This is a genomic window from Pseudomonas sp. SDO5591_S426 (genome assembly GCF_054070755.1).
In genome coordinates this window covers 121,307-134,700 of the sequence record NZ_JBSVXD010000001.1, presented here as the reverse complement: position 1 = coordinate 134,700, position 13,394 = coordinate 121,307, and the positions used below count along the sequence as shown (strand labels likewise).

General features: G+C 61.2%; 3 protein-coding genes. All 3 read right to left on the bottom strand.

The window, feature by feature from the left end; all coding sequences use genetic code 11:
* Nucleotides 1–10: 10 nt before the first annotated feature.
* The 3 genes from ACW9JC_RS00535 to ACW9JC_RS00525 all read right to left on the bottom strand — a co-directional run bounded on the left by ACW9JC_RS00535 (nt 11) and on the right by ACW9JC_RS00525 (nt 13,370).
* On the bottom strand, nt 11–11,347 hold the full coding sequence (locus ACW9JC_RS00535; RefSeq protein ID WP_457452885.1) for a VCBS domain-containing protein: 11,337 nt from the start codon (nt 11,345–11,347) through the stop codon (nt 11–13).
* Between the two features lie 217 nt (nt 11,348–11,564).
* Nucleotides 11,565–12,035: an Lrp/AsnC family transcriptional regulator gene (locus tag ACW9JC_RS00530; protein ID WP_338580976.1), complete on the bottom strand. Its 471-nt coding sequence runs from the start codon at nt 12,033–12,035 to the stop codon at nt 11,565–11,567.
* Between the two features lie 27 nt (nt 12,036–12,062).
* On the bottom strand, nt 12,063–13,370 hold the full coding sequence (locus tag ACW9JC_RS00525) for an NAD(P)/FAD-dependent oxidoreductase (RefSeq protein WP_457452883.1): 1,308 nt from the start codon (nt 13,368–13,370) through the stop codon (nt 12,063–12,065).
* Nucleotides 13,371–13,394: the final 24 nt, after the last annotated feature.

The following is a 13,394-nucleotide window of genomic DNA, read 5'->3' as shown; positions in this document are numbered from 1 at the left end:
GGTGAGCACTTCAATTTCCCCGTCCGCCTGGTCGCAGGCGTTCGGCGGCATTGCGCAACTGGGCGCTGAAACCCCGTGGCGCCGGACGCTGCTCGTGGCTTGCTTGAGTCTGTGCCGGGCCACGGATCATGTCCGCAGCGTCGGTGGCAAACAGCGACGGGTCACTCAACAGGCCATCGGCCGTCAGGCTGGTACGGCCCTGGCGACCCAGGATCCACAGCAGATCAAGGTCACTTTCGACCCGGCTCTCGCGTACCGCCTGGGCGACGAATTGCCCAGGCACCACACCCAACCCATTGCCCAGCGATTCGCTGTTGAATTCGCCGACGGCTGCCAGCCGCAAATTGCTGCCATCGACGCCCCAGGTCGAGAGTTCATTGACCTGCGCGGCACGCTCGACCACCGGCGTCACGAAGATGGCCGGAAGCGGGTCGGGCAGCAGCAAGTTGCCGTTGCGGTTGTTCGGATCGCGATCGAAGAAGTTGCCTTGCGGCGCTGGAATGAACGGTGTGGCGATGTCCAGGTTAATCACCAGTTCAGCCTGGTCGCTGGCACCGTTGAGGTCATTGATGGTGTAAGTGAACACGTCCTGCAGAACCAGGCCCAGGCCGGCCGCTGCCAACACCTGCGGATTGTTCTGGTCGATGGTGTAAGTGAAGCTGCCATCGGCGTTGAGCACCAGGGTGCCGTAGAGACCGATGATGGGCTGGCCAATCACGCCTGTCGTGCCGGAACCATTTTCGGCACCGGTACGCACCGCCACCACTTGCAGACTGTCGTTGGCATCCACATCGCCGTCATTGGGCAGCACGTTGCCGGTGGCTTGCGGTGCGGGCGTCTGGTCGCTGGCGGTGACGCTGTCGTTCTGCGCCACCGGAGCATCGTTGGCGCCCTGAATGACCACGGTCAAACGCGCATCGGAAGTCGCACCCGCCGTATCGGCCATGCGGTAGGTGAAGGTTTCGCTGAGCGTTTCACCAGCAGTGCGCAAGGCTTGAACCGTCGGGTTGCTGTTGTCGATCAGGTAGGTGTAGCTGCCATCGGCGTTGAGCACCAGTTGCCCGTAACGTCCGATCAGCACTTGCCCGGCACCACTGGACTGACCGTTTTCGCTGGTGACACTCAAGACCTGTTTGCTTTCGCCATTGGCTACGCTGTCGACGTCGGTATCGTTGGTCAGCACATTGCCGGTGGCATTGGTGCCCGGTGTGCCGTTGGCGACGCCGCCAGCTTCGAGTGCGGTCGAGCCGTCGTCTTGGGCGGCAGGTGTGTCATTGCGGCCATCGACGGTGATGCTTAGCTCGGCGAGGCTGGTGGCGCCCCAGAAATCGACCACGGTGTAGCTGAACACTTCGTTGAGGGTCTGGCCGCTCTGACGCAGGGCCTGCACCACGGCGAGGCTGTTATCGACGGTGTAGGTGTAGCTGCCATCGGCATTGATGACGAGATCACCATAAAGCCCGCGCAACGCTGTGCCCACGGAACCGACCGTGCCGGCGTCAGCCACGCCGCCCGTGCGGATTCCGATGATGTGCAGGGCGTCGCCTTCGTTGTCGGTGTCGTTATCCAGCACGTTGCCGCCAGGGTCGATGCCCGGCTGACTGTTGTTGATCCCGCCGGCCTCGACAGCCGTCGCCGCATCGGGAGCAGGGATCGGTGCCGTGTTGCGTCCGCGGATGATGATGTGAATCTCCGCCAGATCGTTTTGCCCGCCACGGTCGGTGACCTGATAGGTGAACCGTTCGTTGAGGAACTGCAACGGCCCCAGGGCCAGGACGGTCGGGTTGTTGGAGTCGAGGTTGTAGGTGAAGGTCCCGTCGGCACCGATGATCAATTGCCCGTAGAGCCCGTTGATCAAGGTGCCGTTGCTGTTGTTGGTGCCTGTCGTCACGCCGCTGAGCGTGCCGCCTGCCGCTTCGGTACCGAATCGGATACCGGTAATTTGCAGGCTGTCGCCCTGATCGACATCGGTGTCGTTGGGCAAGACATTGCTGCTCGGGTTGACGCCGTTGCCGGAGCCGTCATCGGCGACTGCGATGGCCGTATCGTTGGTGGCCACTGGCGCATCCCAGGCACCATCGATGCGGATGCTCAGTTGTGCGATGTCGGTGGCGCCCACGGTGTCGCGCATCCGGTAGGTAAAGGTTTCCACCAGCGAATCGCCGACCTTGAGTGCCTGCACGGCGGCCAGGTTGTTGTTGACTACATAACTGTAAGTGCCATCGGCGTTGATGGTCAGGGTGCCGTACAAACCGGCGAGGGTCTGGGCCGTGCCGAGGGTGGTAAACGTGCCGCCAGCGGCTTCGCTGCCGGTACGGATATCGGTGACGGTCTTGCTGTCACTGGCATCGACGTCGGTGTCGTTGGTCAACACGTTGCCGCTCGGGTTCACGCCCGGTGTGCCGTTGGCCGTGCCGCCAGCTTCCACGGCTACCGTGCTGTCATCGACCGCCAGCGGGTTGTCGTTGGCGCCGCGAAGGGTGATGGTCAGCGTGGCAGTGCTGGTGGCTCCGGCGAGGTCGCGGATCTGGTAGGTGAAGGTTTCGGTCAGCACATCCGCATTGGTGCGCAGGGCCTGGACTTGCGGGTTGTTGTTATTGACCACATAGCTGTAGTTGCCGTCGGCACCGAGGGTGAGCGTGCCGAAAGCCCCGGCGAAACCGCTGCCAATGACGCCGACCGAAGCGCCTTGATTGACCCCGATCACGCTGAGGACTTCGCCATTGCCGTCTACGTCGCTGTCGTTGGCCAGCACGTTACCGCTGGGGTTGAGCCCCGGTGTGGCGTTACCCAGGCCACCGGCCTCGATCGCGGTGTTGACGTCGTTTTGTGCGACCGGCGTGTCGTTGCGGCCCTCGATGGTGATGTTCAGCGTGGCGATGTCGGTGGCTGCGGCAGCGTCAATCACCAAGTAGCTGAAACTGTCGATCAGCGTGTTGCCGACGCGCAAGGCCTGAACCGCGGGCATGCTGTTGTCGAGCCGGTAGCTGTAGCTGCCGTCGGCGTTCAGGGTCAGCCAGCCGTAGGTGCCACGCAATTCGGTGCCCAAGGTGCCGGCGGTGCCGCTGCCGGCTTCAGTACCGGTACGAACCGACGACACGGCGCGGGTTTCGCCGTAATCACGAGCGGGCAGGTCGCCGGGCACCTCGCCACCGTCGACATCGTTGTCGTTGGTCAATACGTTGCCGACGGGGTCCTGGCCAGGCTGATTGTTGTTCAAACCGCCCGCTTCGATGGCGGTGGCGGCATCGTCGGCGGCGACCGGGTTGTCGTTTTGGCCGCGGATCAGGACGATGATTTCCGCCGAGTCGATTTCCGGCGTTGGGTTGACCTGATCGCTGATGGTGAAAGTGAAGCGTTCCAACAGCAAATCCGTGCTGCGGCGTAGCGCCTGAACATCGGGATTGTTGTTGTCGACCGCGTAGGAATAGCTGCCGTCAGGAAAAATCGTCAGTGTCCCGTATAAACCGACAACCACCGTACCGCCGACGTTGACCGCGACCGGCGTACCGGGATCGCCAATGGCTCCCGTCTTGATCAGGGTCACGGTCAGCGGGTCGCCATCGGGGTCAGTCGCATTGGCGGTGACATCGCCGGAAGGATCGACACCGGCCGTGCCGTTGTTGATGCCACCTTTTTCGGTGGCGACGGCAATCACATTCTGCGCCACGGGTGGATCGTTGACGCCGTGGACGGTGATCACCAGTTGCGCGGTGTCGGTCAGCCCTTTGGTATCGGTGATCCGGTAGGTGAAGAATTCAGTCAGGGTTTGCCCCGGGGCCAGTGCCTGGACGGCAGCATTGGTGCTGTCGACATCGTAGAAGAACGAACCGTCGGCGCCGATGCGCAGCGTGCCGTACAGACCGACCACCAGCGTGCCGTTGGCTGAAGTCGTACCCGTGGCGACACCACTGAGGACGTCGACAGCCGGGTTGTACGCGGCCTCGCTTTTGTTGATCACACCATTGACCAGCAGCTGGCTGCTCGGCTGATCGGCGGCGTCTACGTCCTGGTCGACACCGTTGCCGCCAGGCTGGGTGATCGGGCCGGGACGGCTCGGGAACTGGACGACGTTGCCGGTCGGATTGCTTTCCGAGGCGGTGCCATTGGTGGAAGCGGCTTGCGCCGAGGCGGCGTCATCGCTGGCCACCGGGTTGTCGTTGGCGCCCTGAACCACGATGCGCAATTGCGCGACATCATCCAGTCCGCCAGTGTCGGTGACCCGGTAGCTGAAGAACTCGATCAATTGCTCCCCGGTACTCAGGCGTTGCACCGTGACGTTGTTGTTATCAACCACGTAGGTATAAGTGCCGTTGGGATTGATGGTCAGGGTGCCGTAGAGCCCGGTTACAACAGTGGCGCCGGCAACCGGGGTGAACGGTGCGGTGCCGGCCTCCGCCACGGGGCGAATGCCGGTGACGGTCTTGGTTTCGCCATTGGCAACACTGTCGACGTCGGTGTCGTTGGTCAACACGTTGCCGGTGGCGTCGCTGCCCGGTGTGCCGTTGGCGATGCCGCCAGCCTCAATGGCAACACCGTTGTCATCCACGCCTTGGGGGGTGTCGTTGGCGCCCTGGATCGTCACCGTCAAGGTAGCGGAGGACGTGGCGCCCTCAAGGTCGCCGACCACGTAGTCGAAGCGATCGGTCAGGGTCTGGCCCGCCAGTCGCAAAGCCTGTACCAACGGGTTGTTGTTATCGACCACGTATTCATAGGAACCGTTGCTGCCGACCAGCAATTGCCCGTATTGCCCGGTGATCACCAGCACGCCGACGACTGGGGTCTGAATGCCGGAACCCGTCGTGCCCACCGACACCACATGCAACTGGTCGGCATTGGTGGCGATGTCCACGTCGGTGTCGTTGGTCAGCACGTTGCCGCGTGGGTCGACGCCGATGGCGGTGTTGTTGGTGCCGCCGGCCTCGACTGCTGTGGCGCTGTCGGCGACCGCGACCGGTGTGTCGTTGACCGCTGCAAGGATGATTTGCAAGGTGTCGGTGTCGGTCAGTGCGTCTGCTGCCGTACCGGGTAAGCCGTCGCCATCGGCATCACCGTAGTTGCCTCGGTCGTTGCTGAGGACGGTCAATGTGTCGGTGCCATTGAAGTTTGCGTTGCCCAGATAACGCAGGCTGGCCAATGCGGTATTGATGTCGGCGAGGTTACCGGTCAGGGTCAGGTTGGCGGTGTTCGCGCCATTGACGGTGACGCCGGGCACCGTGGCGTCAAGGAACAGCGTGCCGTGGGTCACACTCAAAATGATGCTGACAGCGCGGTCATTGACGTTCGGGTCGCGGTCGGCATCCACATCGGCGACGCTGATGCCGGCGATGTTCAGCACGACGTCTTCCTGACCTTGCTGGGTGCCGGGCAGGGTGTTGATTGGTGCGTCGTTCTGTTCGACATAACCGGCATTGGCCGCTTGCGTGTCGGCGTCGCCAAGGGTGATGGTGACCTGCCCGAGGGTGCCGGCATCGCTGTCGACCCTCACGCGCAAATCGCCCACGGGTTGCGGGAAACTGACCAGGCCGGCCGGCACATCGATACGGAACACGCCCAGTGGCAGCACGCCAAAATGGTATTGGCCGTTGGCGTCGGTGACCGTGGTAAATATCAGGTTGTCGGCAGTGGTGCTCAGCACTCCGTCGGCGCCGGCCCAGGTCAGGGTCACGGTTTGTCCGGCCAGGCCGGCTCCGTCGGGTGTCGCACTGGCCGTCGGCGAAGCGGTGTCGTTCCACAAGGTGCCGCTGATAACGCCGAGTCCGGCGTTGTCGCGCAGGATGTACTGGTTCGGTCCGACGGTGCTGCCGGTACGTTCACCGTCGACGGCGCCATCGGTGCCGACGCTGTTGCCGCCCCAACTGGTGAAATCCTCGGGCAGGCTGCTCCAGGTCAAGGTCGCATTGCTGCTGGCGACGATCGAGGCATTGGGCAAAGTGACTTGATAGCGCACTTGGATCTGCGCACCGACATCCAGCTGATCGAAGTTGACGCTCACCCCGCCCGTGGTGCTGAAGCTGACCCCTGCGGGCAAGTTGCCTGGGCCGAAAGTCGTGCCATTTATGGTTACGCTGACCAACGTGTAATTACTGCCACCGACGAAGCTGTCAGTGATTTGCGCGTCGAACGCCGGCAAGCCACCGTTCTGGGTAAAACTCAGTTGCACCGTGGCGCTGCCACTGGTGCCGCTCGGGTTCGGGTCGAAGGCCACAATGGTTTTATCCAGGCCACTGAAGCTCGGTTCAACAATGTTTTCGAAAATCGTATTGCTGCTCGCGCGTCCGGTGCCGTTGACGATTTCCAGAGCCGAGACGCCCAACTGCGCGCCGGCAATGTTGCTGGCCACGTTGGTGACCCGCACGTTGAACTCGATAGAGATGCCTTCCAGGTCATCATCGTTACCGTTGCCATTGACCACGTTGCCAAGATTGAAAGTCACGGTCTGCGTGCCATCGGGATTGGTCACGATGGTCAGGCGGCTCGGATCGAACACACCGTTGGGCGCCAGTCCCGAAAGGTCAGCGGTAATCGGCAAGGCTTCAGGGCTGTTTTCGTTGCCGTCGACATTGAGGGTGCCGCCGACAATCAGGTTGGCGTCGCTGGTCAACCCGCCATTGGAAATGAACGCGATGCGCAAGGCATTGACCAGTGCATCCGGAGAAATGAACTGCAAGCCGTTGGCCAGGGTGATCTGGATCTGGTAGTTGGGGTTGTTGCCTTCGGGCACCAGTACCACGACCCGATAACGGATGACTTCACCGACCGTTACCTGTTCCACAGGCGTAGTGGTCGGGGCAGGGGCCGTTGTTTCCGGCAACCCGCCAACCCGGGAGATCTGAATGGCTTGAGCCACCGGCACGATCAGGGTCGAAAAATTGCGGTAATCGTTGAGGGTGCCGCCGTTGAGTTGCCCATCGACACCGGTACGTTCGCCCGCTTGCGTGCCATCCAGACTGGTCCATTGCACGTTCGCCACGTTGGCGAAGTTGGACTGCGAGGCCGCCGTGGCATTCACCACCCCGGTAATGCTCAGGACAATGCTGCCGCCCTTGGCGATGTCGATGTTGGCACCGTTGACGGTACGCAACTGGCCACCGACCAGCTCGAAATCCACGCCGCCGTTATTAGTGGCGCCGTTCTGATACAGCACACCCGTCAGCGTCAGACCACTGAGCTGGCTCGGCAGGTTATCGAGGAACGTAATGTCGAAGGCATTGAAGTCGCCGCCGCCATTCCCGTTAGTGATGGTAATGGTGAAGCTGACGGTGTCGCCCTGGTCATAGCCACCAAGGCCGGAGGTGGAGGTCAGCACCTGAGTGACCTGCAAAGTCGGTTCGCGCACGATCACGGTGGGCAGGCCACCGGTGACGCCGACATTGCGATCCACGGCAACGCTGCCGTTGGGGGTATCGCTGTCCGGGTCGCTGAAGGTCAATTGTGCGTTGTTTTGCAGCGAGACATTGGCCTGGTTACTGATGACGTTGTTGGCCACCAGTTGCAGGCGAATCACGAAGGTGTTGTTGCCGGTCTGGTTGTCGGCCGAGACGCTGGACACGCTGAATGTCCAGCGCGCATCCACGCCATCGGCGCCTACCGTGCCGCCGACGCCGGTGAAACCGCTGATCAGAACGCTGCCGGCAAAGTTGGCGGTCAACGCGCCACTGTCTGCGGTGGTGGTGATGATCTGATAACCCAGCCCGTTATTGAACGTTGTGTCCAGACGCATGCCCGGCGGGATCAGATCATCGATGCGCAGAGTCTGTGTGGTGCCTTCCGGCAGGGTGACCACGATGTCGTAGCGCATGCTTTCGCCGACCACCAGGTCGCTACCGGTGGTGTGAGTGGCACTGGAGTCGCCGTTGTCCAGCGTGCCATCGGCAAAGACTTTAGTGATGACGGGCGCCGCGACTTGCTGGTTGGCCAGGTCGGTCAAGTCGACCGGTGTGAAGTCAGTGCCCCCGTTGACGCTGGCGTAGTTGCTCAAGGTCGCGGTGGATTGCAGGGTGCGGCTGGCTTCGATTGTGGCGCTGACTGCCACGTCGTAACTGATGACTACCACATTGGCGCCGCTGGTGTCGGCGGTGGTGCCGCTGCGCCCGGCGAGGAGGGTCGCTTGACCACCGGCATCGAGGAAGGTGATCTGGTTGCCGGTCACGCTGTAATCGGTGCCCAGCACCAGCAACGTACCGTCGCCACGATAAATCTGCAGGTTCGCCGCCGCCAGGCTGCCGCCAACGAAGCTCAGGCCGGAAGGCAGGGTGATGCTGGTGCTGACATCGTAGGCACCGCCGCCGCCAGTGTTTTCAATCGCTGTGACCAGCCGTAGGCTGTCGCCGCCGTCGATGTTGATGATGTTGCCGTCCACGGCGGCAAGGTCGGTGACGCTGCCGTTGAACGGCACGCCGGTGCTGCCCGGAGGGTTCCAGCTGCCGGTGGTGTTGCTCACCGTGCCATTGGAACCGGAAACCACACCGTGCTTGATGTTCAGCACCGGTTCGGCCACGGAGACAATGGCGACCACGTCGGATGAAATCAGCGTGCGGTCGGTGAGGGTGGTTTGCTGGCTCGATTGCGCCAACACATCCAGCGAGCGCTGGTCACCGAACGGTTGGTCGCCGACCCGCAGGGTAAAGCGTATGACGATGCGACTGCCGGTGGTGGCGGCCGTGGCGAAGCTGCCCAAATCGAACACCAGCGAGTTGCCGGGGCCGCTGGTGACGCTGACCACGCCACCGGCATTGGTATTGCCGGGGCCGATTTCCCATTGTCCGACATCGCTGCCAACCGCCCAGGTAATGCCGGTGACATCGAACAATGGTAACGGCAGGTAGGCGGTCAGTTTGAATTGTTCATAGTCGCCGGTGACCAGGTCGTAGCTGAGCTCGAAAGTCACCTCATCGCCAGGGCGCAATTCACCGCTGGCTGGCGGAGTACCGTTGTTGACTTCCACCAGATTGATATCGACGTTGCTGGTGGGAATCACGCTGGTGGTCGCTGAGTTGTCGGTTTCACTCTCGCCTGTGAGGTTGAAGAAATCCAGCAGCAGGGTGCCGTCGACGATGGCCGTGTTGCCAAGTTCATCACCTTCGTTGATGTCCGGATGCGGATTGCCCGAAGGCGGTTTGTAGGTCTGGCCGACAACGGCCGAATAGCTGAGCACCGCCAGCACTGCGCCTTGCAGCGTGTCATCGAACGCCAGGTCGCCATTGAGCCAGCCGCGGATGTTGGAAAATGCATTGCGCAACGACTGGGCGATATCGAATGCCATCGACGTGGTGCCGTCAGCGTTGTTGACCACAGTGGTGACCAGCGTAATGGTCTGGGTGACGCCGTTGATGGTGACGGTCAGGGTTGGCGTGCCGGTGAGGGTCTGGCCATCGCTGAGTTGGTCGCGCACGATCAACTGGCCTTCATTGAAGAAGTCCTTGCCGAAGGCAAAGTAGTCGGAAATCGCCAGGTTCAGGGTGTATTGCAGGGTGTCGCCAGGCGTAATGCCGGCGTGTCCGATGTCGGTCTGCAAAGTCGCGGTTTTGATCAGCGTGATCGATTTGGCGATGAATTCCGTAGTGACGCCGGTGCCGCTGAAGTCGATGGTGGTGTTCGGTGCGGTGACGTCCCTCGGGTCGAGCGGCACCCACTGGCCGGACGCACTTGGCGCCCCGAGGGTGATGGTCACCGCGTCGCCGGTGACCGGGTTGATGATCGGCAGGCCATTGGCGTCGACTTCCGGTACATAAAACGCCACCACGGTATCGGTCTTGCCGGTGAGGCTGTCGTACACCACGGTAAAAGAGTTGATGTACACGTCATCGGCGGCGATCAACACGGCTATTTGCGCGGCATTGGTCACCACCGTGCCGTCGTGCAGGGTGATCGAGGTCAATCGGCCACCGGCACCGGGGGTGATGGCGGTGACCTGGATGTTGTCCGGCAATGGCTGGGTAACGATCACATTGGAAAGCGTCTGACCGGGCGCCGGGGTTACAGACACGGTGAGCGTACGGCCAAAGTTGGGCCCGGTGGCGGTTTCACCTTCAGGCGTGCTGAGTGTTTCGTTGAAGGTGATGACGGTCGGATGCACCACAAATGCTGCGGTGCCGGCTTCGATCAGGCTGGGGTCGTTGGTCGGGTTGTCCAGCGCATCGTTGCCGAACTGGAAGCCGCCGCTGGCGCGGATGGTCAGGTCAGGGCTGCCATTGGAAAAGTTGGTGTCGGCCAGATTGCTCAGGCTGGCTGTGATTTGCACTGGCACCACTGGCTGTTGATTGGTGACGCTGGCGAAAGGCAGTTCGATCACCACGAGTTTATCGCCGGCCCGCATGCCGTACGTCGAGGCGTTGATGATCAGGAAATTGCCATTGGCGTCTTTGGCCAGAGGATGGGTGGCGTTGCCATTGGCGTCGAATGTCACAACATGGCTGATCAGGTTGTTGCCCAGATAGCTGGCGGAGATGAAGTTGACCCCGTCGTCGCCGTCCTTGCCGGTAGCGGGTAACGCCAGATTGATGAATGGTGCAAAGCCTGTCTGGGTCGAGGTATTGCTGAAATTCACGGTAAACGTGAAGCGATCGCCCAACAAAACGTCACTGCCAGCGGTGGGCAAACTGACGGTGGGCGCGGCATCGGCCAGTAAACCATCGAAATTGGCCATCGCTGCGCTACTGAGGGCGATGGCCTTGTCGATATCGCCAACCCTGGTTTCCAGCGCCCAGTCACCGCCTGCCTTGGTGCTGCCGGTGTCATTGCTGGAGGCGGCCACGTCGGCGCCGGTCCAGCGCGCCAGCTCGGTGACCAGAGTTTTGCCTGCCAACCCGGCACCGATATCGCAACCGTAAAGCTGGATATCCGCGCCTTCGGTCAGGTTGTTGCGCCATTGTTCGAGGGTCTGGCTCAACTGATCGACGTTGTCAGCGGTGACCGTGCGATTACCCAGGGTGAACTGCCCGGAAGCACCGTGGGACATGACCTGAATCGAATCCACTTTACCTAGCTGCGCCAACGCTGCTGAAATCGCCGCCAGGCCATCTTCACCGACATTCACCACGATGGCCGTGACGTTGCCGGGTAACTGCGCGAGCAGTTGATCGCGGTTTTCGATGCGGCTATCGAGTACCAGCAGGGTGCGTGCAGCCGAAGGCGCTTGCTCGGTAGCCGGATGACCGTCGGTCGGGGTGGCGTGAGGCACGGCGGGTTCAGCGGGGGCAGGGGTGGTAGCAGCAGGGTCACTGTGATGCTGATCAGTGGCTGCCGATGCTGCCGCGCCGTCGAACAGAATCCGTGGCTCAAGCGCAAGTGACTGGCGCTGAGGACGCAGATGGGAAGCAGAAAAAGTACGCCCTGACTCTTGCATAGTGAGGCCCTCTGACTACGCGGTGAACCAATCCGTTGATACACAAGCCCACTATTGGACAGATTGAGCGTAGGACTTTTCCTCGGATTTTCAAGAAGCTGTACGAGCTTCTGGATGCGAGTCAGTGGTGTTAGAAGGCCATTATTGTTGGTGGTTTACAGAGAGTCAGCAGGGGCAGCAGCCTCCTGCAAAAAAACGGCTCGAAATCGACAGGTTTTTACACCGTCAATTTCCGACTGAACTTGGTTTCCATCACAATATGGGAGGCGGTGTGCGCCACGCCCTTGATCATGTTGATCCTGGTGAGTTCGGCGTTGAGTTCGCTCAGGGTCGGCGTGGCGAGATGAATGATGAAGTCGGACTCGCCCGAGACCGCATACACGGCCTGCACCGACTCCATCTTGCGAAGTGAGGTCATGACATCGGTGTAGCTCTTGTTGGTGCAGGAAGTCATGGTGAAACAGTTGATGGTCTGCTGCAGCCTGTTCTGGTCGATGCGTACGCTGTATCCGGTGATGACGCCGGCCTTTTCCAGGCGGGTGATCCGCTCTTGTACCGAAGAGCGTGAAACCTCGAGTTTACGTGCCAGGGAAGCCGTGGGCTCGCGTGCGTTGGCCTGCAAGAGGCCAAGCAATTGCCGGTCTTTTTCGGTCAGGTTAAACAGTGGCCCCGGGTTCTGCGTATCCATCAACACGTCCTTCGATCTCGCTCGGATTCAATTTTTATGCGTCGCCCTGCGTTGAGAGCGCGCCTCCTGAAACATGTCCATCATCTTCAGGCCGGCATACACCGTCTGCGCCGCAGCCGGGCCGAGAGGGCCGCCATTCCATTCAAGACCGTAGGCATCGAACAGACGGTAGCGATCAGTCTCGCCGCAAATGGCTTCGGCAATGACGCGTCCGCCGATAGGGGCGGTGTTCATACCATGGCCACCAAATGATGTACACGCCCACAGCCCCTTCCCGAGCGGGCCGATGTGCGGCATTTTGTGCCTTGCGTAGCCCATCAGCCCGGACCAGGCTTTTTCGATCTTGATGCCCCGCAATTGCGGATAGACGTCGAGAATATCGTCGGTCAGCAACTGTCCAAGGCGCTTTTCATCCTGCAGGTTTCGGGTGGTGATACGACCGCCCCAAAGCAGACGGTCACCATCGACAATTCGATAATAGTCGGAGGCCCGGCGGTTATCGCCGACGGCATCGGTGGTGCCCACCGCATCGGCCAGACGTTCGCCCAAATGTTCGGTCAGTACCGCGTAGGTTGCGATCGGCAGAAATGCGCGGCGTAACTTTCCAAACTCAGGACCACCATAGCCGCCGCAGCAATACACCACATTAGCGCAATCGACAGTGCCCTGATCAGTGATCACGCGATGTCGCCCATCCCGGCTCTCCACCCGGACCATGGGTGAGTGTTCATGGATCCTGCCACCGATGCGCTCGATAAGCTGGGCAAGGCCCAGGCAATAGTTCAAGGGGTGGAAGTGAAATCCATGGTTATCTCGCAGTGCCTGGAAATACCTGTCGGTCTTGAGCTTGTCACGTACGGCCTGGCGATCCAGATAGTCGAGGTGGAAGTCGAAATCCGTCGCCATTTTGTCGCGCATGCGCTTGAGGTTATCGCCATCCTCGTATCGCACCACGCTCAATTTTCCAGGTGTTGGCGCGCAACCAGGCAACTGGTAGCGGGCGATCATCTCGCGAACCGTGTCGACGCCTTCGAGCGATAGTTTGAACAGCGCGGCGGCTGTGGATTTTCCGCAGCGTCGCTCGATCGATGACAAACCTTCGGACCAGCCCTGAAGGACGAAGCCGCCGTTACGGCCCGATGCTCCCCAGGCAACGCGACCCGCTTCGAGCAGCACAACGGACTGCCCTCGTGAAACCAATTCCCATGCAGTGCTCAGCCCCGCCAGACCTGCGCCGATGATGCATACATCGGCCTGGACACTGCCTGTCAGCGCTGGGCGCTGAATCGTGTCGTTCATCGTGGCGGTGTAGTAGTTGTTGTTATAGGTGTACATGAAGTCCGTTGTCCTTTTTCGGGC